The following is a 22,158-nucleotide window of genomic DNA, read 5'->3' on the forward strand; positions in this document are numbered from 1 at the left end:
ACGCGTCAGATCGTCAGCGCACGATCTATTTGACGCGCTTCCTCAACGCTTGATGGAACCTTCGCAAGCTCAGGCCCCACCGAGCCAGATCGTCAGCGCACGATTTTTTCGACGCGCTTCCTCAACGCTCGTTGGAACCTTCGCAAGCTCAGGCCCCACCGAGCCAGATCGTCAGCGCACGATCTTTTCGACGCGCTTCCTCAACGCTCGTTGGAACCTTCGCAAGCTCAGGCCCCACCGAGCTAGATCGTCAGCGCGTAGTACGTCAAGATGATCGACGCGCCGGCACGCTTGATGCACGTCAGCGACTCGCGGATCATGCGCTCACGATCGATCCAACCGTTCGCTGCAGCCGCCTCGATCATCGCCATCTCACCCGACACCTGATACGCCGCGACCGGCACCGTCGCGGCAGCCGCGACGTCCGACAACACGTCCAGGTACGGCAGCGCGGGCTTCACCATGAGGATGTCCGCACCCTGCTCCTCGTCGAGCATCGCCTCACGCAACGACTCGGTGCGGTTGCGCGGATCCTGCTGATACGTCGCGCGATCACCCTGCAACGAACTCTGCACGGCCTCACGGAACGGGCCGTACGCCGCCGACGCGTACTTCGCCGAGTACGCCATGACGGCGACGTCGTCGTGCCCCGACAGATCGAGCGCCGCACGGATGACACCGATCTGGCCGTCCATCATGCCACTCGGGGCGAGCACGTGCGCACCGGCCTGCGCCTGCGCCACCGCCATCTGCGCGTACACGTCGAGCGTCGCGTCGTTGTCGACCCGGCCCGCGTCGTCGAGCACCCCGCAGTGACCATGGTCGGTGAACTCGTCGAGGCACAGGTCACCCATGACGAGCAGGTCGTCACCGACGGCGTCACGCACGGCACGCAGCCCGACGTTGAGGATGCCGTCAGGATCGAGCGCACCCGAACCCACGGCGTCCTTCGACTCCGGCACGCCGAACAGCATGACGCCTGCGATGCCGGCGTCACGCGCGCGCTTCGCTTCCGCGACGAGCGAGTCGAGCGTGTGCTGCACGACGCCCGGCATCGACGCGATCGGCGTGTTCTCCGAAGCGTTCTCGCGCACGAACACCGGCAGGATGAGGTCGGACGGCGAAACGACCGTCTCGGCGACCATGTCGCGCATCACCGGCGACGTGCGCAGCCGCCGCGGACGGTGCGTCAGATCGTAGCTACTCATCAGGCCTTCACCTTTCGTCGGGCCGCCCCGCGTCGATCGCTCGGGCGGCGTACCTTCTCCCCAGACTCCGCGGCCTCGTGGGCCAGCGACCGGCCGTAGCCGGCGAGAGCGTCGACGAGGGACGCCGCCGACGCCTCGGGCGCGACGACGTCGACGCGCAGCCCGTGCTCTTCGGCGGTCTTAGCCGTCGCCGGGCCGATGCACGCGACGACGGTCGACGTGTGCGGCTTGCCGGCGATGCCGACGAGGTTGCGCACCGTCGAGCTCGACGTGAAGCACACGGCGTCGAACTTGCCCGACTTGATCGCCTCACGCACCTCCGGCGCGGGCGGGGCCGCGCGCACCGTGCGGTACGCGGTGACGTCGTCGACCTCCCAGCCCATCTCCTCGAGGCCCGCGACGAGCGTGTCCGTCGCGATGTCGGCGCGCGGCAGGAAGACGCGGTTGATCGGGTCGAGATCCTCGTCGTAGTCGGGCCACACCTCGAGCAGACCCTGTGCCGACTGCTCACCCGACGGCGTCAGGTCGGCCTCGAGGCCCCACTCGCGCAGCGCGTTCGCCGTCACCCCGCCGACGGCGGCTATCTTGACGCCCGCGAACGCGCGCACGTCGAGCCCGAACTCGGCGAACTTCTCGCGCACGGCGCGCACGGCGTTGACGGACGTGAATCCGACCCACTCGTAGCGCCCCGTGACGAGGCCCTTGACGGCCTTCTCCATCTGCTGCGGCGTGCGCGGCGGCTCGACGCTGATCGTCGGCACGACGGTGCTCGTTGCGCCGTGCGTCGCGAGACGCTCGATCATCGAACCCGATTGCTCCTTCGTGCGCGGCACGAGCACGTTCCAGCCGAACAGCGGCTTGTTCTCCCACCACGACAGCAGGTCGCGGTGGGCGACGGTCGAGCCGACGATCGCCATGACGGGCCCGTCGAACGAGGCTCGCTTGAGCACGGCGGGCACCTCGTCCAGCGTCGTCGTCACCGTCGACTGCGTGATCGTCGTGCCGTTCTCCGTCAGCGCGACGGGCGTGTTGCCCCGTCGGCCGGCCTCGCGCAATTCGCACAGCGACGTCTTGAGCGCGTCGGCCTGGCCGAGCACGACGACGGTGATGCACGCGTCGATCGAACGCCCCCAGTCGATCTTCGGGTCGCCGGCAGTGACGACGTGGACGGTGCGCGCCTTCGCGTCCGTCAGCGGCACGCCCGCGTACGCGGGCACCGCGGAGACGGCCGAGACGCCCGGGACGATCTCGAAGTCGATGCCCGCCTTGGAGCACGCGAGCGCTTCTTCGGCGAGGCCGTGGAACGTCGACGGGTCGCCGTCCATGAGGCGCACGACGAGCGGCTGCTCGCCACCTCGAGCCGAGCTGCCGGCGTCATCATGCTGCGCTGCAACGGATTTCGCGGTCTTGACGACGAGCTTCGCGCGGCTCGCGGTGGTGAGCTGCGCGCCCGCGTCGCCATAGCCTGCGTCGACGAGCTCGACCTCGTCGCGCACGAACGGCGCGACGAAGCGCTCACCGCAGATCTGGTCGAAGATCACCGCGTCCGCGTTCTCGATGAGGCGCGCGGCGCGCATCGTCAACAGGCCCGGGTCGCCCGGGCCCGCGCCGACGAAGGCCACCCTCGCGTGGTGCTGGTCGGTGCTCATGCGCCTGCCTCCTTCGTGCTCGTCGTGGGATTCGGTGTCTCGCGCGGCGGGATGACGGCGCCCGCGCCGTCGTCGAGCAGCGTGCGGGCGAGCGCCTCCCCGACGGCGACCGGGTCGTCGTAGGAGCCGACGTCGCTGCGGCGCAGCTCGAACGAGCCGTCGGGCGCACCGACGAAGGCGCGCAGTGAGATCTCGAGCGAGCCGTCGGGCTCTTCGACGATCTCCGCAAGCGCGCCGACCGGTGCCGCGCAGCCAGCTTCGAGGGCGCCGAGCACGGCGCGCTCGGCGGTGACGGCGGCGCGCGTGTCGGCGTCGTCGAGTTCGGCGAGCGCCGCGATGACGCGTGCGTCACCCTCGCGGCATTCGAGCCCGAGCGCGCCCTGGCCGGGGGCGGGCAGCATCTGCAGCGGGTCGATCGTCTCGCTGATGGCGTCGGTGCGTTCGACGCGCGCCAGCCCGGCGCGCGCCAGGATGACGCCGTCGAGTTCTCCGCTCGTCACGTAGCCCATGCGCGTGTCGATGTTGCCGCGGATGTCGCGGATCTCGAAGCCGAGCCCGAGCGCCTGCAACTGCGCGGCACGTCGCGGCGAGCCGGTGCCGACGACGGCGCCCGCAGGCAGTTCGCCGAGCGTCAGGCCGTCACGAGCGATGAGGGTGTCGCGCGGGTCCTCGCGCACGGGGATGCCGGCGATCACGAGGCCCGGTTCGGGCGCGACGGGCAGGTCCTTGAGCGAGTGCACCGCCATGTCGACCTCACCGTCGAGCAGTGCGCGGCGGATGGCGGCGGCGAACACGCCCGTGCCGCCCATTTGCGCGAGCGAGGCGCGGTTGACGTCGCCCTCGGTCGTGATCTCGACGATCTCGACGGCGTGGCCGTGCGCGCGCAACTGTTCGGCCACCCACGTCGACTGCGTCATCGCGAGGTGGCTGCGTCGGGTGCCCAGGCGGATCGGCGCGGCGTCGGCTGCTTGGCTGTTCATGGCATCTCCGGGGGAACCGTGACGACGCGCGTCTGCGCGGGGTCGAGGTCGAAGAGGGCGGAAAGCACTGCGGCGTAATCACTCTCACCGACAGCACCACCCTGGCTGGCAAGTTCTTTCACCCGCACCGTGGGCGTGTGCAGGAGTTTCTCGACGACGCGGTGCACCGTCAGCTGCACCTGCGCGCGAGTCGTCTCGTCGAGGTCGACGCGGCTGTCGAGGCGGCTCAACTCGGCGGCGACGATGTCGGCGGCGTTGGCGCGCAGCGCCGCGACGGTCGGGGCGACGCGCTCGGCGCGGCGCGCGACGACGTAGGCGGCGACCTCGCTCGTCACGAGATCCTGGACGGCCTTGATCTCCGCCTCCGCGCCGGGCTCGCCCTCGACCTGCGGGCCGAGGTCGCCGAGGCCGAGCACGGCGACGCCGCGGACGCAGGAGACCTCGTCGGCGACGTCGCGCGGCAGCGCGAGGTCGACGTAGACCTGGGGGCGCCCTTCAGGATTCGCGCGAGCCGCGAGCGTCGCGTCGATGACGTGGCCAACGGCGCCGGTGCACGACACGACGAGGTCGGCCGCGGCGAGGGCGTCGGGCAGTTCGTCGATGGGGCGCGCGGCGCAGCCGGCGGCGTCGGCGAGGCGGCGCGCGGCGTCGAACGTGCGGTTGACGACGGTCACCTCGCCAAGACCGTGCCGGACGAGCGTGTGGGTGGCGAGGGAGCTCATGGCGCCCGCCCCGACGACGACGGCGCGCACACCCGTCAGGTCGCCGAGCATGTTGCCCGACAGGTCGAGGGCGCGCTCGACGAGGGAGCGGCTGACGGTGTCGATGCCCGTCTCGGAGTGCACGCGCTTGCCGACGCGCAGCGCCTGCTGCACGAGGCGCGACATGACGGGGCCGATGCGCCCGGAGCGCTGCCCCTCGCGCAGGCTCTCGCGCAGCTGGGCGAGGATCTGGCTCTCCCCCACCGCGAGTGAGTCGAGGCCGGCGGCGACGTTGAACAGGTGCGCGACGGCGCGTTCGTCGAAGTGGACGTAGAGGTGTTCACGCAGCTCGCCGAGGCCGACACCCGTCGCGGCGGCGAGCGCCTCACCGATCTCGGTGACGGCGCCGTGGAACGTCGTCGCATCGGCATACACCTCGACGCGGTTGCACGTCGACAGCACGATCGGCTCGTCGACGTTCTCCCCCGCAAGCAGCCGCTCGAGCAGCGCCTGCTGACCTGCGGGGTCGAGAGAGGCACGCTCCAGCACGGCGAGTGGCGCCGAGCGGTGGGACAGGCCGAGGACGATGACGCTCATGCCAGGAGCTCCTTCGTGGTGCGAGAGCGGGCGAGGCGTGAGTGCTGCTCACGGAACGCGAGGATCTGGAGTTCGCCCGCCATGTCGACGCCGCGCACCTGCACGTCGGCGGGCACGGTCAGGACGGTGGGGGCGAAGTTGAGGATGCTGCGCACACCGGCGACGACGAGGCGGTCGGCGACCTGCTGCGCCGCGGTGGCGGGCGTCGCGATGATGCCGATGACACCCTCCCCCGGCTCGGGTCGCAGCGCCTCGAACGGGACGATGACGCGGCCGCCGACGTCCGTGCCGACGACGCGCGGGTCGTCGTCGATGAGCCACTTGATGTCGAAGCCCTTGACGCCGATGCCGCCGTACGTCGTGAGCGCACGCCCGAGGTTGCCCATGCCGACGATGGCGACGGACCACTCGCGCTCGAGGCCAAGGGCGCCGGCGACGTGGTCGGCGAGGGTGACGATGTCGTAGCCGACACCGCGCACGCCGTACGAGCCGAGGGCCGACAGATCCTTGCGCAGCTTGGCGGAGGAGACCCCGGCCTGCTCGGCGAGCGCCTCGGAGGAGATTCGCTCCTGCCCCATCGCGGCGCGCTCGTTGAGCACGCGTAGATACACCGGTAGCCGATTCACGGTGGCGTCGGGAATCTCCCGGCGCTCTACGTGCTCGGTGCTCACGGCAGCTACGGCCTTTCCTCGGGGTTCACGCGCTCACTTCGCGGTGCGGGGCGCGTATACCAAACGCCTGCACAGGCGTTCGCGGGACCCCCCGAGCTTAGACCTTGTGCACCGAGGCACAAAGTGACGTGACGTCGTTCACGTCCGCGTGATGACGCGGAATGAGGGCCATTTGGACGCGACGGGACCTTGGTCCCTACCTCCGCCGACGCCCGCCCGTGACGGCGCGGCGCAGCCGATCCTCGTCGACGCGCCAGTAGTCGTGCTGCTTGCCGTCGACCAGCGTGACGGGGATCTGCTCGGCATACTTCGCCACGAGATCGGGGTGCTCGAGCATGTCGATCTCCTCCACCTCGGCGCTCGTCTCCGCGGCGACCTTCTCGACGACGGCGCGCGCGTCGTCGCACAGGTGGCAGCCGGGCTTGGTGATGAGGGTGATTCTTCTCACAGCGTCATCGGGGGTGTGTCCGAGAGCGCGTCGCAGCGGGGAGACGTTCATCGCACCAGCCTAGGAGCATGCCCCGAGCATGCAACAGGCCCCTGCCGCGCGTGGCGGCAGGGGCCTGGAGCGTCAAGAGTGATCAGGTCACTTCTTGTTACGACGCTGGTGACGCGTCTTGCGAAGCAGCTTGCGGTGCTTCTTCTTGGCCATGCGCTTGCGGCGCTTCTTGATGACGGAGCCCATGAGTGAACCGTTCCTTACCTGTTGTCCTTGGCGATGCCCGTGCCGACATTCGCCGGTGCGTTCCTGCCCCACCGCGAGGTGGGTCGGCCACGGGAATATCTGAGCCATCGTATCGTCTGCTGTTTTGCTGCGCGACTCGTGGGGGTGACGCGCCGTTCACCGGCGAGTGCTTCGACGTCCCGTCGTGGCGCTCGCGCCCATCGCCCACGGGTCGTCACTGCCGGGCAAGGTGGACGTCAGTCGAACCAGACGTCCAGGCCATGATGCGGGAAGACGGCTTCACGTGTCGCCATGACGGCCTGGTCGACCTGCGACTCGGGATGCATGCCGGAGGCCCACGACTGGAACCACACGTCGTCGTTCTCGGCGACACCGTCACCCATCTTCGTCGGCGCCGTGCGCCCCGTGATGGCCTCGACGTGGCGGCGCCACTCGTCCGGCGTCGGCGTCTCGAGCGGGATCGGGTGATCGGCGGCGATGGCCGTCAGGTGCGTCCACGAGCGCGGGACGACGTCGACGAGCTCGTACCCGCCGCCGCCGAGCGCGACCCAGCGCCCGTCGCACACATCGTGCGCGAGCTCGTGCAGCGACTGATGCGCCATCTTCTGCGCGTCGACCGTCAGCACCATGTGCGCGAGCGGGTCGGAGTAGTGCGAGTCGCAACCGTGCTGGGTGACGAGCACCTGCGGCGCGAAGGCCGTCACGACAGGGTGGACGACGGCGTGCAGCGCGCGCAGCCACTCGGCGTCGCCGGTGCCGGGCGGCAGCGACACGTTGACGGCCATGCCCTCGGCCTCGGGCCCGCCGCAGTCGCGGGCGAAGCCGGTGCCGGGGAACAGCACGGTGCCCGACTCGTGGATCGAGATCGTCAGCACGCGCGGGTCGTTCCAGAACGTCTTCTCGACGCCGTCGCCGTGGTGGACGTCGATGTCGACGTACGCGACGCGCTCGACGCCCTGATCGAGCAACCACTGGATGCCGATCGCCGCGTCGTTGTAGATGCAGAAACCGCTCGCCGCGACGGGCATCGCGTGGTGCAGGCCGCCGGTGAAGTTGACCGCGTGCTCGTACTCACCGGTGTGCACGGCCTGGACGGCGCGCAGCGTACCGGCCGCGATGAGCGCGGAGACGTCGTGCATGCCGACGAACGCCGGGTCGTCCTCCGTGCCCAGACCGAACGACGTATCGGCGTCCGCCGGGTTCGCCGATGCGGCCATGACAGCGTCGACGTACGCGCGCGAGTGGACGCTGAGGAGGAACTCGTCGCTTCCGTCTGGCAGGCGTGGCGCCTCGACGTCGACATGCCCCAGAACGCCGAGACCCTCCGCGAGGCGCGCAGTCAGCGCGAGCCGCAGAGGGTTCATCGGGTGACCCTCACCGAAGTCGTACCGCGTCAGCGCGGCGTCCCAGATGACGAGGGTCGGGTGGGGCATGACGTCAGTGACGCGCGTCGAGGACGTCGCTCGGGATGGAGGTCTCGTCGGCACCGAGCGGGTAGACGAACGCAGCCTCTTCCTCGGACTCGGTGTCGGACGAGTTCGGGTTCATCGGACGACGGTGCTCGGTCGGCAGGAAACCGCGGCTCGACGCGAACGCCACACCACGCGCGTTGTCGGTGCCGACCCAGTAGATGACGGCGCCCAGGCTCTCCTTGCGCGCCTGCTCGAGAACAGCTTCGAGCAGCGCGACGGCGACGCCCGTGCCACGCGCGTCGGGTGTGACCCACAGGCCGAACAGCTCGCCGTACGGCGACTCCTCGTCGTCACGCACATCGCTGCGCAGCGAGACGACGCCGACCTTGTCGCCGTTCTCGTCGGTCGCGAGGATGCGGCGCGCACGCGCCATGCGTCGACGCCACGCGCTCTCGTCGAGCTGCTTCTCGGCGGACGACGACGCCGCGAAGGCCTCGGGCGACTCCTCCAGAGCGCTCAGGCGAACGTCGCGGTAGATCTGCCAGTCGTCTTCGCCAAGGGTTCGTACAGTCAACGCAGTCATACGCATATCGAACCACGTTTGGCTGAGCCGATGGGCGCTGGGGGTGCCGTGCGCCGGATGCCGGGAGCGGCGGCCGCGATGAGGCGCGCAATCTGCTTGCCCGTCAACGTTCTTGGATGGGTGAACATCGGGTGAACGAGCGATCGAGGGGCGGACGGAAGCGAGTCGAGGAAGCGCCGAAGCGTCGCACGAACGACACGCCCCACTGATTCAGCCGTGTTGATTCTTCCCTGCTGGTTCTTCCCGCCGATCGAGCCCTACGAGCTCAACCCATCGACGCAGACTTGTCGTGGCAGGCCTTCATCGCCGCCACCATCGCCGCGCGCACGGCCCGCTGGTCGAGTTCGGCGAGCGCCGTGATCGTGGTCCCGCCGGGGCTCGAGACCTTCTCGCGCAGCTGGACGGGCGACTCCCCCGACTCCGCGAGCATCGTGCCCGCGCCGACGATCGTCTGAACGGCGAGCCGGTGCGCGACATCGCGCTGCAGGCCGAGCAGGACGCCCGCCTCGATCATCGCGTCGGCGAGGTAGAACAGGTACGCCGGGCCGCTGCCGGAGACCGCCGTCACGGCGTCGTGGTCCTTCTCGGCGACCGTGATGACATCGCCCGACGCGGCGAGGAGCGTCTTCGCGCGCGCCAGTTGGTCGTCGTCGCAGTGTGCGCCGGGCGTCACCGCGTGCATGCCCGCCCCGACCATCGCGGGAGTGTTCGGCATGACGCGGACGACCGCGGCGCCGTCGGGCAGGTGCTCCTCGAGCGAGATGGTCGATCGCCCCACGGCGAGGCTGACGACGACGGCGCCGTCCGCGAGATGCGGGCCGATCTCCTCGAGTACGTCGTCGAGCTGGTACGGCTTCACGCCGAGCACGACCGTCTCGGCGCTCGCGACGGCGTCGGGGTTCGACGTCATCGTCGCGACGCCGTACTTCTCGCGCAACTGCGTGCCGCGCTCGACGCGACGCGACGTGGCGACGACGTCATCCGCGTCGAAACCGCCTGCGAGAGCGCCGGCCATGACGGCCTCGTTCATGTTGCCGGTGCCGATGAACGCGATGCGGCGGGCGGACTTCGTCATGTCATCTCCTGCGTCGAACGGGGTTGGGCAGCGTCAGTGCCAACGACGGCCGCCCCGCGAGCGCGCTCGCGACGTATGTCGACCACATCGGGCCGTACGGGACGACGACGCGGCGCGCGAAGGCGTCATCGTGGTGGGTCGGGGCCGTGATGCCGAGCGGGGTGACGACCTCGGCACCCTGCGCGTCGTGGCGGCGCACGAGGGAGGCGGCGATGTCGAGCAGCAGCGCGTCGTCGGTGTCGAAAGCCGTGACGGCTTGCGCGTCGAGCAGCGCCTTCGTGATGTCGACGAACGCGTTGCCGCTCTCGCGCGCCGATGTCATGCCGAGCGCGGCGTCGAGGCGTTCCGTCGTCAGACGCACGCGACGCCCTTTCGTGGCGAGGTCGCTCAGGTCGTCGGACGCGCCGCGCAGGCGGGTGGGCAGCACGATGCCGGTCTCCGGAAAATCCTGGCGCAGTTCGTCGCCGAGCACGTAGACGGCCTGGATGTAGAGGGGGTCGGTGACGGTGAGCGTCAGCGTCACCCCCGCGTTGCGCGCGGCCTGCCCGACCTCGCGCAGACTGTTGATGAGGACGCCGCCCGAGACGTCATCGGCGAAGACGCCGAACGTGCCGACGTCGATCGTCAGATCCGGTGACGGCGCGCCGCTCGCGGCGAGCGCGCTCACTGCGCCGATCGTGTCGGCCTGGACGGTGAGCAGGTCGTCCGTGCTCGCCGGCGGCACGAGCAGCGGGCGCCACGAGATACGGGATTGTTCATCGGGGCTTTCAGCGGTAGTGCCGGCTGCTGCGCTCGTGAGTTCGTCGGTGACGCGGATGGCGTCGTCGATGCTCTCACCGGCGACGAGCGACTTCGCCGCGGCGCGCGCGATCGGCCCACGCGACGCCGCCGAGACGACCTTCGACGTGGCTGCGGGCAGACGCGGACCGAACGAGTACTTCGGCATCGGCGCCACCTCCTTCGTCGACGTTTCGACCCAGCCTACGTGGCCCACCCGTGCGTCAGCACACCGTCTCGCGGCTCCGCACGGGGCGGGTTCGTCAGAACGGCGAACTGATGCGTCCGGCCCCGATCGCGAGGTGCAGCCGCGCGAACGCGAGCGCCTCGGCGAGGTCGACGAGCCGGTCTTCGTCGGACAGGCGTCGCGTGCCGACCTCGACGACGACGTCGCCGCCGAACTGGTCACGCGCGAGCATCTCGAGCATCTGCGCGCACGGCTGCGTGCCGCGCCCCGGAACGAGGTGCTCGTCCTTGTAGGAGCCGAGCCCGTCGGCGAGGTGGATGTGGCTGAGGCGATCGCCGAGTTCTTCGGCAACGGCGATGGCGTCGCTGCCGGACGTCGCCGTGTGCGACAGGTCGAGCGTCGTGTGCGCGTAGTGGTTGCGCCGCAGATCCCAATGGGGCAGGTACGCCTGCACCTCGCGTCCGCGAGCGCGCCACGGGAACATGTTCTCGACGGCGAGCTTGATCTCCGGGTGGCGGGCCTCGCGTTGCGCGACGCCGTCGACGAACCCCGTCGCGTACTCCTTCTGCCACCGGAACGGCGGGTGCAGGACGACCGTGCCGGCTCCCACGTCGCGTGCGAGGTCGACGGAACGGTCGATCTTGCCCCACGGCTCGTTGCCCATGACGCGTTGCGTGAGCAACAGCGTCGGGGCGTGGATCGACAGGATCGGCACGCCGTGACGTTCGGACAGCTCGCGCAGGGCCCGCGCGTCCTGGCTCGCCGGCTCGGTCCAGACCATGACCTCGACGCCGTCGTAGCCGAGTTCGGCTGCGATGCGGAAGGCCGCCGCCGTGCTCAACGGGTAGCACGACGCGGTGGACAGACCGACGCGGATGCTCACACCAGCGCGTCCAATCGGCGCAGGATGAGCCCCTCGCGCAACGCCCAGGGGCACACGTCGAGGGAGTCGACGTCGAACAGATCCATCGTCGCCTCGATGACGACGGCACCGGCGAGCACCTGCGCGCTGCGTTCGACGCTGACGCCGGGCAGCTGCGCGCGTTCGGTCGCCGTCATCGCCGCGAGTCGGGGGACGAGGTCGCTAAGGCCTGCGCGGGCGAGCGAGCGCGGCGCGAACGGGCCGTCACTCGACGGCGCGGCCCCCGTCAGGCGCGCGAGGGAACGGATCGTCTTGCTCGTGCCCACGGTGCGATCAGGTGTGCCCCAGCGCGTCAGATCCCGTGCGACGCCGGCGATCTCGGCGCGCACGCGCGTGCGCAGGGCGCGCAGATCTTCCGCGGACGGCGGATCGCCCGCCAGCTCACGCGTGAGGCGCCCGGCCCCCAGCGGCAGACTGACGGCGGTGTCGGGCGTCTCGTCGATACCCGTCGCGAGTTCGAGCGAGCCGCCGCCGATGTCGATGCCGAACAGGCGCCCGCTCGACCAGCCGAACCAGCGGCGCGCGGCGAGGAACGTCACGCGCGCCTCCTCCTCGCCCGTCAGCACGCGCAGCTCCTGGCCGGTGTGCTCACGCACATGATCGAGGACGGCCTGACCGTTGGGCGCCTCGCGCACCGCGGACGTCACGAACGACATGAGTTCGCGGATGCCGGCGTCTTCGGCGATCGTCACGCATTCGCCGACGAACTGCGTCAGATCGGCGATACCGGATGCGTCGATGAGGCCGTCGGCGGTGACGTGTTCGGACAGGCGCAGCACGCGCTTGTGCGACATCGCGGGCAACGGCTGGGCGCCGGGGTGCGCATCGACGACGAGCAGGTGCACGGTGTTGGAACCGACGTCGATGACTCCGAGGCGCATGGTCGCAGGGTATCCGGCTCAGCGGAACGTGGGGTACCAGGCGTCGTAGTCGGTCTCCAGCTGGGTGAGGCCCTTGTGGAAGTGCCGCTGCGCGAGGGTCTCGATGTCGGTCGTCGTCGTGACGGCGTCGGTGTAGAACGCCATGACGGCGCCGTTGCCGTACGTGTCGCGCAGGAAACGCGCGAACGTGAACGCCACGTAGTACGCGTCGGCGGCGTTCGCGCCGCGCAGTTCCTCGTCGCTCGGCAGATGCGGACGGATGTCGGTGCGCTTGTGCGGCGCCTGCGGGACGAGCTTCTGGCCGACGTACTCGGCCCACCCCTCGAGCAGCCACAGCGGCCGCGTCTCGCGCAGCTTCTCGAGCGTGAGGGCGTGGAACGCCTCGTGTGCGAGCGTCTCGCGGGCCGTCACGTCGTTCGCGTGACGCACCGTCCACGGCGCGACGACGACGAACGGCAACGTGCCGCCGCGCGTCACCGTGCTCGCGAGCTGGCTGCCCGGCTCGGTGCCCGTGTACTTCTTGAAGTCGGCGTCGTCGCGCGGCACGACGACGAGCAACGGGTTCGCAGAGGCGTGACGGTCGAGGCCGCGCACGGCGGAGACGGCGCGCTCACTCGCCGTCACGATGCCGGAGGGGATGACGGCGTGCGCACCGGCGACGATCATCGCGCCACCCTTCGACTGCGTGCGCGGCGTAGCCCCGACCTTCTCGGCGATGCCGCTCTGCGCCATCCGGGCCGCGGGCGTGGTGGCGGGGCTCGTCGTCGAACTCGAGGTGGGGTTCGAGGCGCTGCGCGTCGTGAGGGCGCTGCACCCGGTCAGCAGGGAGAGTGCGAGGGTGCCGGCAGCGAGGCTCGTGCGCGAGGTCATGCGTGGCCTCCCCTGTCGGCGTCGCGGGTGTCTGCGGCGGAACCTCGACGATACCCGCGCCGGGCGGCGAGCACCTATCATCGCGGGCGTGGCTGAATGCGATCTCGAGATACCGCGCACCTGGGTCGAGTTCGACGACCCGGCGAGCGAGGCGGACGCCGTCGAGCGCTTCCGCTGCGACCTCACGTGGTTGACGTCGAACTGGACGTGCACGTTCGGCGACGGATGCTGCGGCATCGATGCGTCGAAGCCCGACCTGGGATGCTGCGTGCTCGGCGCGCACTTCACCGGCGACGAGGACGAGGCGCACACCGCGTCGGTCATGAAGACGTTGACGCGCGACGAATGGCAGTTCTACGACGAGGGCCACTCGGCTGACGGCTGGGTCGAGGTCGACGAGGACGGCGACCGCAAGACGCGCGTCGTCGAGGGTGCCTGCATCTTCTTGAACCGGCCGGGATTCGGTGACGTCACCTCGTCGGTGGAGGGTTCGGACGACGTGAGGACGGCCGGCCCCGGCCTGGGTTGCGCGCTGCATCAGAAGGCGTGGGCGACGGGCGTCGAGCCGTGGTCGCTCAAGCCCGAGGTGTGCTGGCAGTTGCCGATCCGACGTTCGTATCGTCGCGTGACGCTGCCCGACGGTGAGGAGTATCTCGAGACGACGATCGCGGAGTACGACCGTCGCGGATGGGGTTCGGGCGGGCACGACCTCGACTGGTACTGCTCGGGCAACTCCGAGGCGCACGTGGGAGCCGAGCCGGTCTACGTCTCGCAGCGACCCGAATTGGTCGAGCTCATGGGCCAGGCCGCCTACGACGTGCTCGTCACGTACTGCGAGGCGCACCTCGCAGCGGCTGCCGCGCTGGCCGTCACCCCTGCCGGACGCGACCTGCTGCCGTTGTACGTGCATCCCGCGACGCTGGAGGCCCAGGGCCGCTGAATTTCACCACAACTGCACCATCCCGTGGCGCGCCGCCTGACCCGCGACACCGAGTGCTGACCTGGCCGGGTGCCGTCATCCCTCGATTTTCGCCGATCTTGCGTCATGAGCGCGCGCCGTTTTCACGCGTTGATGACACAACATCGCGACGGTAGTGGCGGGGGGCTAAGAGCCCTCCCGAGGGCGGCTGAGCGCAGGATTACCCGCCATCCCGGGGTTGTCGGCGCTCACGTCTAGGGTTTCGGCCATGGCGAGCAAGGCTTCGAAGCGAACGACGTACCGATGCACCGAGTGTGGGTGGCAGACGGTCAAGTGGGTCGGGCGATGTGGCGAGTGTCAGGCGTGGGGCACCGTCGAGGAGGTCGGCGGGCCCGTCGCCGTGCGCACGCAGGCGGCGTCGAAGGTCGCCAACCCGGCGAAGCCGATCCGCGAGGTCGACGCGACGAAAGCCTCCATCACGACGACGGGCGTCGGCGAGTTCGACCGCGTCCTCGGTGGTGGCCTCGTACCGGGCGCCGTCATGCTCGTCGCGGGAGAGCCGGGCATCGGCAAGTCGACGCTGCTGCTCGACGTCGCCGCGCGCGCGGCACGCGCTGACACGAAGGTGCTCTACGTCAGCGGCGAGGAATCCGCGGCGCAGGTGCGTCTGCGCGCCGACCGCACGGACGCGGTCGCCGACACGCTCTACCTCGCGAGCGAGACCGACCTCGCCACCGTGCTCGCGCACATCGATGCGGTCCAACCGACGTTCCTCGTCATCGACTCCGTGCAGACGATCGCGAGCGCCGAGGTCGACGGTTCGGCCGGCAACGTCTCGCAGGTGCGCGAGGTCGCGGCCGCCATCATCCAGGTGGCGAAAGCCCGCAACATCTCGACGGTGCTCGTCGGGCACGTGACGAAGGACGGTTCGATCGCCGGCCCCCGTCTGTTGGAGCACCTCGTCGACGTCGTCATCACCTTCGAGGGCGAACGTCACTCGCGTCTGCGGCTCGTGCGCGCGGTCAAGAACCGCTACGGGCCGACCGACGAGGTCGGTTGCTTCGACCTGTCCGACGGCGGCATCCAGGGTCTGTCGGACCCGAGCTCACTGTTCCTCACCTCGCGCGACAAGCCCGTCGCGGGTACGTGCGTCACGGTGACGCTCGAGGGTCGCCGACCACTCGTGACGGAGGTACAGGCGCTCGTCGCGCCGTCGGCAGGTGGTTCGCCGCGCCGCACGACGTCAGGGGTCGACTCCTCGAGGACCGCGATGATCCTCGCCGTCCTCGAACGCCGCGCGGGTGCCCCCGTCAGCCGTGCCGACTGCTACGTCTCGACGGTCGGGGGCGCGAAGCTGAGCGAACCGGCGTCCGACCTCGCCGTCGCGTTGTCCCTGCTCAGTTCGGCGCAGGAGAAACCGCTGCCGGCGGGGCTCATCGCCGTCGGCGAGGTGGGACTTTCGGGAGACATCCGCGCCGTCAGCGGTGTGGCGCGACGTCTCGCCGAGGCGGCGCGCATCGGGTTCGACAAGGCGATCATTCCTGCCGGGTCGCTCGGCACCGAGAAGGCCCCCGCGGGCATGCGCATCGCCGAGTGCGCCGACCTCGGCTCGGCGATGCGTGCCGTCGGAACGGCATCAGGTGATTGAGCGGCCCGGTCAGCGATGCCCCGAGGGCCCGGATTCCCACCGGCCAGTTGAGTCACTTACGTCCCGACGAGTCACTCACGACTGACTCATCCTCACCCACGTGACGCAGCGGCCCCGCCACCGCGCCCGAGACACCCCAGACGACCATCAGCACCCCCACCGACCACGACGTGATCCATCCGCCCACCCCGGCCACGGTTTCCCTAACCTGGAAGCCAACCCCTCACCACGTGTGGCCACCATCACAGGCCGCGATCGGTACTGCGAAGTAACCCAAACCCGGCACTAAGGTGCCAGAGGCATCGAGCGCGCCGCATGGCTGCGCCGAGTACGACGACGACCTGAGGATGAACCAGACGTGTTTTCCGGACGTAACGCCCGCGCTGCCGCTCTGCCCGCGCAGCTGTCCCGTAGCTGGCTGCTCGCCAGCGCCATGAAGCCCGAACTCTTCGACGCGGCCCTCGCCTCCGAGGCCGATTCCGTCATCTTCGACATCGAGGATGCCGCGCCTGCGGCCGACAAGTCCACGGCGCGCGACAACGTCGTCAAGGCCCTCGAGGACGGCGCGACCGGTTGGGTGCGCATCAACGACATCAACACCGAGTTCTGGGAGGACGACCTCAACGCCCTCCACGGCATCCCCGGCCTGCGCGGCGTCATGCTCGCGAAGACGGAGAAGCCCGAGCACGTCACGCTGACGGCGATGCGCCTCAACCCGGGCACCCCCGTCCTCGCGCTCGTCGAGTCGGCCATCGGCATCGAGAACGCAACGTCGATCGCGTCCGCCCCGGGCACCTTCCGCCTCGCGTTCGGTGTCGGCGACTTCCGCCGCGACACCGGCGCGGGCGCCGACCCGATGGCGCTCGCGTACGCGCGCTCCAAGCTCGTCGTCGCCTCCCGCGTCGGCCAGCTGCCCGGCCCGATCGACGGCCCGACCCTCACCGACTCCGAGGACGAGCTGCTCGAGGCGTGCAAGGTCACCCAGAACATGGGCATGACGGGCAAGCTGACGCTGCGCATCGACCAGACCGACCCGATCAACCGTGGCCTGTCCCCCAGCCACTCCGAGATCGAGTGGGCCGCCGAACTGCTCGACTCGCACGAGCACGGCGGCGGTACGCGCGACGGCAGCTACGCGCCGCGCCTGGCACGAGCGCAGAAGATCCGCAACCTCGGTGAGTCCTATGGGCTCTGGACGGTCTGATCAGCAGGCATCGCAACACCTGAGCGGGTGGGTGCGCGCCGCCACGTCACGATGTGATGTCGGCGCGTGCTCGCCCGCACCCGCAGTCAGTAGAGTTCACGGTGGGTGAGGAACGAGACGAGCAGGTGGGTCATGGCAAAAGAGGCAAGTGTGACTGAGCGATCCAACGAGGCCCTGCTCTGGGAGACCCTCGCCGCCATCGCTCCCGGCACCGAACTGCGCGACGCTCTCGAACGCATCCTGCGCGGGCGCACCGGAGCGCTCATCGTCGTCGGGCACGACGACGTCGTCGACAAGATCTCGACGGGCGGCTTCCCGATCAACATCGACTTCTCCGCGACGCGCCTGCGCGAACTCGCAAAGATGGACGGCGGCATCGTCGTCAGCTCCGGCCTGGAGAAGATCATCGGTGCGGCGATCCAGTTCGTCCCCGATTCGAGCATCGAGACGCGCGAGTCCGGCACCCGTCACCGCACGGCCGAACGTGTCGCGAAGCAGACCGGTTTCCCCGTCATCTCCGTCAGCCAGTCGATGCAGATCATCGCCGTGTACGTCGGCGGCATGCGTCACGTGCTCGAGGGCTCGCCCGCGATCCTGTCGCGCGCCGGGCAGGCGCTGCAGACGCTCGAGCGGTACAAGAAGCGCCTCGACGAGGTCACCGGCTCCCTCTCCGCTCTCGAGATCGAAGACTTGGTGACGGTGCGTGACGTCGCCCAGGTGCTGCAGCGCCTCGAGATGGTGCGGCGCATCAGCGAGGAGATCTCCTCCTACGTCGTCGAACTCGGCACCGACGGTCGCCTCATCGACCTGCAACTGCAGGAACTCATCGGCGCCCTCGGCAACGACCGTGAACTCGTCATCCGTGACTACCTGGAATCCGCACGCGACGGCTACCCGCTCGAACAGGCCGACGCGAACCTCGCCTCGCTGAGCAACGACGACCTCATCGACATCAGCGCCAACGCGCGCGCGGTCGGCTTCCCCGTCGCGGGTGACGCGCTCGACGCCCTCGTCACTCCGCGCGGCTACCGGTTGCTGTCGAAGGTGCCGCGCCTGCCCGGCGCGATCATCGACCGACTCGTCGACCATTTCGGCAGCCTGCAGGCCATGCTCGCCGCGGACTTCGACGACCTGCTCACCGTCGACGGCGTCGGCGAATCGCGCGCCCGCGCCGTGCGCGAAGGGCTCTCGCGTCTCGCCGAGAGCAGCATCCTCGAACGCTACGTGTGAGCACGCTGCTCCCGGAGGCACGGCGCGACGACCTCGTCGCACGTCTCAACGCCTGGTTCCTCGATGCCGCGCGCCCGCTGCCATGGCGCTCCCCCGACACGACGCCGTGGGGCATCTTCCTGTCCGAGGTCATGAGCCAGCAGACGCCCGTCGCGCGCGTGGCTCCGATCTGGCAGGAATGGCTCGAGCGCTGGCCCACCCCGTCGGACCTGGCGGCCGCCGCGCCAGGTGAGGCCGTCCGTCACTGGGGCCGCCTCGGCTACCCGCGTCGTGCCCTGCGGCTGCACGACGCCGCCGTCACGATGGTCGAACGGCACGGCGGCGAGGTGCCGTCGACGCACGACGAGCTGCTCGCGCTACCCGGCGTCGGCGAGTACACGGCAGCGGCCGTCGCGTCGTTCGCATTCGGTGAGCGCGTCACCGTCATCGACACGAACATCCGACGCGTCGAGGCGCGTACGGTGACCGGCGTCGAGTTTCCCCGACCCAACCTGAGCGCCGCAGAACGCCGACTCGCCGCGCTGCTGCTGCCGCAGGACGATCACGTGCTGTGGAACGCCGCGTCGATGGAGTTCGGAGCGGTCGTGTGCACCGCGAAGGCCCCCGCCTGCGGTACCTGCCCGATCATCGACGCCTGCGCCTGGCAGCTCGCGGGCGCGCCCGTCTACGACGGCCCCGCCCGGCGCGGGCAGGCCTGGGCCGGCACCGATCGGATGGTGCGCGGCAAGCTGCTCGCGGTGCTGCGCGAGGCGCACGGCCCCGTCGAACGCGCCCGCCTCGACGAGGCCTGGGACGACGACGCCCAGCGTGAGCGCTGCCTCTCATCGCTCATCACGGACGGTCTCGTCGACCCCATCGACGACGAGCTGTTCGCGCTGCCCGGCCACCGCTGGGCCACCCCCTCAGACGACGATGTCGGTCGGTCAGTGAAGCGTCAGCTCGCGTGATCGGCGTGCGGCCCGGCCTCCGTCGGCTTGACGTGCGCAGCCTCGGGGTTGGCCGGCGCGTGGAGGTGGAGCGATTCCATCACCTCGGCGAGAACCGCTTCCTGCCCACCCTTCGCCTCGACGACGATGCCCGGCTCGTCAGCCTGCAGCGGCTCGAGCGTGTCGAGCTGGCTCTGCAGCAGGGACGCCGGCATGTAGTGGCCCTTGCGCTCGGCGAGACGCTGTTCGAGCTGCTCGCGCGAGACGTCGACGTGGCAGAACGACACCGTCGGGCGCCCCTCGCGGAGCAGCTCACGGTAGCTGCGCTTGAGCGCACTGCACGTGATGACGGCGCTCTTGCCGAGGCTCTCGTGCTCGTCGATCCACTCGCCGATCTTCGTCAGCCACGGCCAGCGGTCCTCGTCCGTCAGCGGGATGCCGGCGCGCATCTTCTCGACGTTGGCCTGCGGGTGCAGGTCGTCGCCCTCGACGTACGTCCACCCCATGGCGTCGGCGAGACCCGTCGCGACGGTCGTCTTTCCCGAGCCCGAGACGCCCATGACGATGACGAACTGGGACTGCGGTTGTGTGCTCATGCTCTTCACCCTAACGTTCGATTCTGCACCCGAGAACTGGCTCTGGCCACCGGCCCGTTCGCGGGCATCGGTGCCCCTGGACGACGAACCCCCTCGCGCGCAGATGCACCCGGGTGCGTGTGCGCGCGAGGGGGTTCGGTGAGTGCGAGCGCCCTGCGTCTCAGACGATGAGGTGCAGGATCCAGACGCAGGCGAAGCCGACGACGGAGATGACCGTCTCCATGAGCGACCACGACTTGAGGGTCTGCACGACGCTGAGGCCGAAGTACTCCTTGACGAGCCAGAACCCGGCGTCGTTGACGTGGCTGAAGAACAGCGAGCCGGCGCCGATCGCGAGCACGACGAGGGAGAGCTGGTTGGCGTCGAGGTGGGCGACCATGGGCGCGACGATGCCGGCGGCGGTGATCGTCGCGACAGTCGCCGAACCCGTCGCGAGACGGATACCGACGGCGACGAGCCACGCGAGCAGCAGCGGAGAGAAGTTGCTGCCGTCTGCCCAGTCCTTGATGACGTTGCCGACGCCCGCGTCGACGAGGAGCGTCTTGAAGCCACCGCCGGCGGCGACGATGAGGATGATGCCGGCGACGGCGGGCAGGCCCGCGCTCATGATGCCGTTCGTTTTCGCGATCGACAGGCCGGCGCCCTTGCCGAGCAGGATCATCGCGACCATGGTCGAGATGAACAGCGCGACCGGCGGGTTGCCGAGGAACGCGATGACGGACAGCGCCGTGCCCTTCTTCATGCCGGCGATCTCGGCGATGGCCGAGATGAGCATGAGGACGACGGGCAGCAGGATGCACGTGATCGCGGCACCGAACGACGGGCGACGCGTGGACGTCGTGTCGTTCTTCGCGTCGACGGCGGTGGCGCCGTCGTGCTCGCCACCGTCATGCGCGCCCGAACCCGCGTCGCGGACCGAGCCGTCGGCAGCGAGCGCCGCCGGAGCATCGACGGGGACGAGACGCGCGACGAGGCGCCCGAGCAGCGGGCCGGCGACAATGAGCGTCGGGATGGCGGCGATAATGCCGAACAGCAGGGTGCGGCCGGTGTTGGCGTGGACGGCCTCGATCGCGGCGACGGGGCCGGGGTGCGGCGGCACGAAACCGTGGAGCACCGACAGGCCGGCGAGGGCCGGGATGCCGATGAGCAGCACCGGTTGCTTCGTGCGGCGCGCGACCGACAGGACGATCGGGATGAGCAGGACGACACCGATCTCGAAGAACATCGGCAGGCCGATGATCGCGGCGACGAGCGCCATCATCCACGGCAGTGCGGCGGCCTTGACGCCGCCGACGAGCTTGTCGACGATCGCGTTGCCGCCGCCGGAGTCCGCGAGCAGCTGACCGATCATCGCACCGAGGGCGACGAGCAGACCGACCGAGCCGGCGGTCTTGCCGAAACCGGTCGTGAAGCTGTCGACGGCGGCCTTGCCTGGCACCTGGGCGACGGCGGCGAGCGCCGCGCTGCCGAGGATGAGGCCGAGGAACGGGTGGAGCTTGAACGCGCTGATCGCGAGGACGACGACGGCGATGCCGGCGAGCGCCGCAAGGGTGAGTTGCCCGGACGAGGCGTGGGAGATCGGCCCGGTCGCGTCCGCTGCAAGAAGGTGAACCATGTGCGATGGCCCTTCCCTGGTGGGTGGTCAATGAGGCGCGGCCACTCGTCCAAGAACGGCCAACCGGCTCACAGTAGTCGTCGAGCCCATGCAGGCACCTCTGCATCGGCTAACGAATGGACAACAAACGTTTTGGTCGACCGCGCTCCTCCGAGCGTCAGAGCGTCAGAGCGTCAGCAGCATGCGCGTGTTGCCGAGGGTGTTGGGCTTGACGCGGTCGAGGTCGAGGAATTCGGCGACACCTTCGTCGTACGACTGCAGCAGTTCGTCGTAGACGGTTCGCTCGATCGGGATGCCTTCGATCTCGACGAACCCGTGGCGCGCGAAGAAGGCGGTCTCGAACGTCAGGCAGAACACGCGGTCGACGCCGATGATGCGCGCCTGGTGGATGAGGGCGTCGAGCAGGCGCCCTCCGACGCCGTGGCCGCGGACATCGCCGGACACGGCGAGCGTTCGCACCTCCGCGACGTCCTCCCACATGACGTGCAGCGCACCGCATCCGACGATGTCGTCGTCGAGCTCGGCGACGATGAACTCGCTCAGGTTCTCGTAGTAGCTGACGGCCGGTTTGTCGACGATCGCCTTCGACTCCACGTACGGCGTCACGAGCCGTCGGATGCCTCGCACATCGGCGGCGCGGGCACGGCGAAGCACGACGGAACTCATGCACTCCACCCTAGGCACTCGCTTCGGGGCCGCAGCCGCGCGTCCCAGCTGACGAACCCCGTCAAGCCCGCCCGACGAGAACACGACGGTGCGGCCCCCCCCCCCCCCCGGGGGGGGGGCCCCCCCCCCCCGGGGCCCCCCCCCCGCCCCCGGGGG

Annotated in this window: 22 protein-coding genes; 5 read left to right on the forward strand and 17 right to left on the reverse strand. The window is 69.9% G+C overall.

Annotation, left to right across the window (positions count from 1 at the left end):
* Positions 1–242 precede the first annotated feature (242 nt).
* The 14 genes from hemB to NQ706_RS11100 all read right to left on the reverse strand — a co-directional run bounded on the left by hemB (position 243) and on the right by NQ706_RS11100 (position 13,198).
* Positions 243–1,208, reverse strand: coding sequence for a porphobilinogen synthase (hemB, locus tag NQ706_RS11035; protein WP_038569441.1), 966 nt, complete (start codon positions 1,206–1,208; stop codon positions 243–245).
* A complete protein-coding gene (locus NQ706_RS11040; protein ID WP_038569442.1) occupies positions 1,208–2,857 on the reverse strand; it encodes a bifunctional uroporphyrinogen-III C-methyltransferase/uroporphyrinogen-III synthase in 1,650 nt (549 codons plus the stop codon). Before NQ706_RS11040 ends, hemB begins: the two co-directional genes overlap by 1 nt.
* Positions 2,854–3,837: a hydroxymethylbilane synthase gene (gene hemC, locus NQ706_RS11045; RefSeq protein WP_038569443.1), complete on the reverse strand. Its 984-nt coding sequence runs from the start codon at positions 3,835–3,837 to the stop codon at positions 2,854–2,856. The genes NQ706_RS11040 and hemC overlap by 4 nt, the downstream gene beginning before the upstream one ends.
* Positions 3,834–5,135: a glutamyl-tRNA reductase gene (locus NQ706_RS11050; RefSeq protein ID WP_038569444.1), complete on the reverse strand. Its 1,302-nt coding sequence runs from the start codon at positions 5,133–5,135 to the stop codon at positions 3,834–3,836. The genes hemC and NQ706_RS11050 overlap by 4 nt, the downstream gene beginning before the upstream one ends.
* Positions 5,132–5,806: a redox-sensing transcriptional repressor Rex gene (locus NQ706_RS11055; RefSeq protein WP_038569445.1), complete on the reverse strand. Its 675-nt coding sequence runs from the start codon at positions 5,804–5,806 to the stop codon at positions 5,132–5,134. The genes NQ706_RS11050 and NQ706_RS11055 overlap by 4 nt, the downstream gene beginning before the upstream one ends.
* Before the next feature lie 196 nt (positions 5,807–6,002).
* A complete protein-coding gene (locus NQ706_RS11060; protein WP_038569446.1) occupies positions 6,003–6,305 on the reverse strand; it encodes a glutaredoxin family protein in 303 nt (100 codons plus the stop codon).
* A gap of 87 nt (positions 6,306–6,392) precedes the next feature.
* Positions 6,393–6,491: a 30S ribosomal protein bS22 gene (locus NQ706_RS11065; protein WP_003792170.1), complete on the reverse strand. Its 99-nt coding sequence runs from the start codon at positions 6,489–6,491 to the stop codon at positions 6,393–6,395.
* 236 nt (positions 6,492–6,727) lie between these two features.
* Positions 6,728–7,924 (reverse strand): acetoin utilization protein AcuC, encoded by a 1,197-nt coding sequence (locus NQ706_RS11070; protein ID WP_038569448.1) that lies wholly within the window; start codon positions 7,922–7,924, stop codon positions 6,728–6,730.
* A gap of 4 nt (positions 7,925–7,928) precedes the next feature.
* Positions 7,929–8,486, reverse strand: coding sequence for a GNAT family N-acetyltransferase (locus NQ706_RS11075; protein WP_038569450.1), 558 nt, complete (start codon positions 8,484–8,486; stop codon positions 7,929–7,931).
* A gap of 265 nt (positions 8,487–8,751) precedes the next feature.
* Positions 8,752–9,561, reverse strand: a complete 810-nt coding sequence (gene proC / locus NQ706_RS11080; protein ID WP_038569452.1) for a pyrroline-5-carboxylate reductase — start codon at positions 9,559–9,561, stop codon at positions 8,752–8,754.
* 1 nt (position 9,562) lies between these two features.
* A complete protein-coding gene (locus NQ706_RS11085; RefSeq protein ID WP_150112794.1) occupies positions 9,563–10,507 on the reverse strand; it encodes a hypothetical protein in 945 nt (314 codons plus the stop codon).
* Positions 10,508–10,601: 94 nt separating this feature from the next.
* Entirely contained in the window at positions 10,602–11,408 is an 807-nt protein-coding gene (locus NQ706_RS11090; protein ID WP_051806171.1) for a sugar phosphate isomerase/epimerase, read from the reverse strand.
* On the reverse strand, positions 11,405–12,328 hold the full coding sequence (locus tag NQ706_RS11095) for a Ppx/GppA phosphatase family protein (RefSeq protein WP_038569454.1): 924 nt from the start codon (positions 12,326–12,328) through the stop codon (positions 11,405–11,407). The genes NQ706_RS11090 and NQ706_RS11095 overlap by 4 nt, the downstream gene beginning before the upstream one ends.
* Before the next feature lie 18 nt (positions 12,329–12,346).
* On the reverse strand, positions 12,347–13,198 hold the full coding sequence (locus tag NQ706_RS11100; protein WP_038569456.1) for a hypothetical protein: 852 nt from the start codon (positions 13,196–13,198) through the stop codon (positions 12,347–12,349).
* Positions 13,199–13,286: 88 nt separating this feature from the next.
* Here NQ706_RS11100 and NQ706_RS11105 point away from each other — a divergent pair, with 88 nt between their 5' ends.
* The 5 genes from NQ706_RS11105 (at position 13,287) to NQ706_RS11125 (ending at position 19,146) form a co-directional block, all read left to right on the forward strand.
* Complete coding sequence (locus NQ706_RS11105) at positions 13,287–14,138, forward strand: hypothetical protein (protein WP_038569458.1); 852 nt, start codon at positions 13,287–13,289, stop codon at positions 14,136–14,138.
* 247 nt (positions 14,139–14,385) lie between these two features.
* Positions 14,386–15,765, forward strand: coding sequence for a DNA repair protein RadA (gene radA, locus NQ706_RS11110; RefSeq protein WP_006943940.1), 1,380 nt, complete (start codon positions 14,386–14,388; stop codon positions 15,763–15,765).
* Between the two features lie 358 nt (positions 15,766–16,123).
* Positions 16,124–16,969 carry a CoA ester lyase gene (locus tag NQ706_RS11115; RefSeq protein WP_006943934.1) on the forward strand — a complete coding sequence of 282 codons (846 nt, stop codon included), beginning with the start codon at positions 16,124–16,126 and terminating at the stop codon, positions 16,967–16,969.
* 132 nt (positions 16,970–17,101) lie between these two features.
* A complete protein-coding gene (gene disA, locus NQ706_RS11120; protein ID WP_038569460.1) occupies positions 17,102–18,199 on the forward strand; it encodes a DNA integrity scanning diadenylate cyclase DisA in 1,098 nt (365 codons plus the stop codon).
* Positions 18,196–19,146 (forward strand): A/G-specific adenine glycosylase, encoded by a 951-nt coding sequence (locus NQ706_RS11125; protein ID WP_239303260.1) that lies wholly within the window; start codon positions 18,196–18,198, stop codon positions 19,144–19,146. The genes disA and NQ706_RS11125 overlap by 4 nt, the downstream gene beginning before the upstream one ends.
* On the opposite strand, the gene NQ706_RS11130 is transcribed toward NQ706_RS11125, so the two are convergent.
* The 3 genes from NQ706_RS11130 to NQ706_RS11140 form a co-directional block, all read right to left on the reverse strand.
* Positions 19,134–19,721, reverse strand: coding sequence for a gluconokinase (locus tag NQ706_RS11130; protein WP_038571678.1), 588 nt, complete (start codon positions 19,719–19,721; stop codon positions 19,134–19,136). The genes NQ706_RS11125 and NQ706_RS11130 overlap by 13 nt on opposite strands.
* A gap of 160 nt (positions 19,722–19,881) precedes the next feature.
* Positions 19,882–21,336, reverse strand: coding sequence for a GntP family permease (locus tag NQ706_RS11135; RefSeq protein WP_038569462.1), 1,455 nt, complete (start codon positions 21,334–21,336; stop codon positions 19,882–19,884).
* 165 nt (positions 21,337–21,501) lie between these two features.
* Complete coding sequence (locus NQ706_RS11140; RefSeq protein WP_038569464.1) at positions 21,502–22,002, reverse strand: amino-acid N-acetyltransferase; 501 nt, start codon at positions 22,000–22,002, stop codon at positions 21,502–21,504.
* Between the last annotated feature and the right edge of the window lie 156 nt (positions 22,003–22,158).

The sequence above is a fragment of the Dermacoccus sp. BD5 genome (genome assembly GCF_044878485.1).
Classification (GTDB): domain Bacteria; phylum Actinomycetota; class Actinomycetes; order Actinomycetales; family Dermatophilaceae; genus Dermacoccus; species Dermacoccus nishinomiyaensis.

Excerpts from the sequence above, each read along its gene's own strand:
- hemC (WP_038569443.1), bottom strand. The coding sequence starts at position 3,837 with ATGAACAGCCAAGCAGCCGACGCCGCGCCGATCCGCCTGGGCACCCGA.
- NQ706_RS11140 (WP_038569464.1), bottom strand. The coding sequence starts at position 22,002 with ATGAGTTCCGTCGTGCTTCGCCGTGCCCGCGCCGCCGATGTGCGAGGC.
- NQ706_RS11050 (WP_038569444.1), bottom strand. The coding sequence starts at position 5,135 with ATGAGCGTCATCGTCCTCGGCCTGTCCCACCGCTCGGCGCCACTCGCC.
- NQ706_RS11070 (WP_038569448.1), bottom strand. The coding sequence starts at position 7,924 with ATGCCCCACCCGACCCTCGTCATCTGGGACGCCGCGCTGACGCGGTAC.
- NQ706_RS11060 (WP_038569446.1), bottom strand. The coding sequence starts at position 6,305 with ATGAACGTCTCCCCGCTGCGACGCGCTCTCGGACACACCCCCGATGAC.
- proC (WP_038569452.1), bottom strand. The coding sequence starts at position 9,561 with ATGACGAAGTCCGCCCGCCGCATCGCGTTCATCGGCACCGGCAACATG.
- hemB (WP_038569441.1), bottom strand. The coding sequence starts at position 1,208 with ATGAGTAGCTACGATCTGACGCACCGTCCGCGGCGGCTGCGCACGTCG.
- NQ706_RS11040 (WP_038569442.1), bottom strand. The coding sequence starts at position 2,857 with ATGAGCACCGACCAGCACCACGCGAGGGTGGCCTTCGTCGGCGCGGGC.
- NQ706_RS11130 (WP_038571678.1), bottom strand. The coding sequence starts at position 19,721 with ATGAGCACACAACCGCAGTCCCAGTTCGTCATCGTCATGGGCGTCTCG.
- radA (WP_006943940.1), top strand. The coding sequence starts at position 14,386 with ATGGCGAGCAAGGCTTCGAAGCGAACGACGTACCGATGCACCGAGTGT.
- NQ706_RS11075 (WP_038569450.1), bottom strand. The coding sequence starts at position 8,486 with ATGACTGCGTTGACTGTACGAACCCTTGGCGAAGACGACTGGCAGATC.
- NQ706_RS11065 (WP_003792170.1), bottom strand. The coding sequence starts at position 6,491 with ATGGGCTCCGTCATCAAGAAGCGCCGCAAGCGCATGGCCAAGAAGAAG.
- NQ706_RS11085 (WP_150112794.1), bottom strand. The coding sequence starts at position 10,507 with ATGCCGAAGTACTCGTTCGGTCCGCGTCTGCCCGCAGCCACGTCGAAG.
- NQ706_RS11100 (WP_038569456.1), bottom strand. The coding sequence starts at position 13,198 with ATGACCTCGCGCACGAGCCTCGCTGCCGGCACCCTCGCACTCTCCCTG.
- NQ706_RS11135 (WP_038569462.1), bottom strand. The coding sequence starts at position 21,336 with ATGGTTCACCTTCTTGCAGCGGACGCGACCGGGCCGATCTCCCACGCC.
- disA (WP_038569460.1), top strand. The coding sequence starts at position 17,102 with ATGGCAAAAGAGGCAAGTGTGACTGAGCGATCCAACGAGGCCCTGCTC.
- NQ706_RS11095 (WP_038569454.1), bottom strand. The coding sequence starts at position 12,328 with ATGCGCCTCGGAGTCATCGACGTCGGTTCCAACACCGTGCACCTGCTC.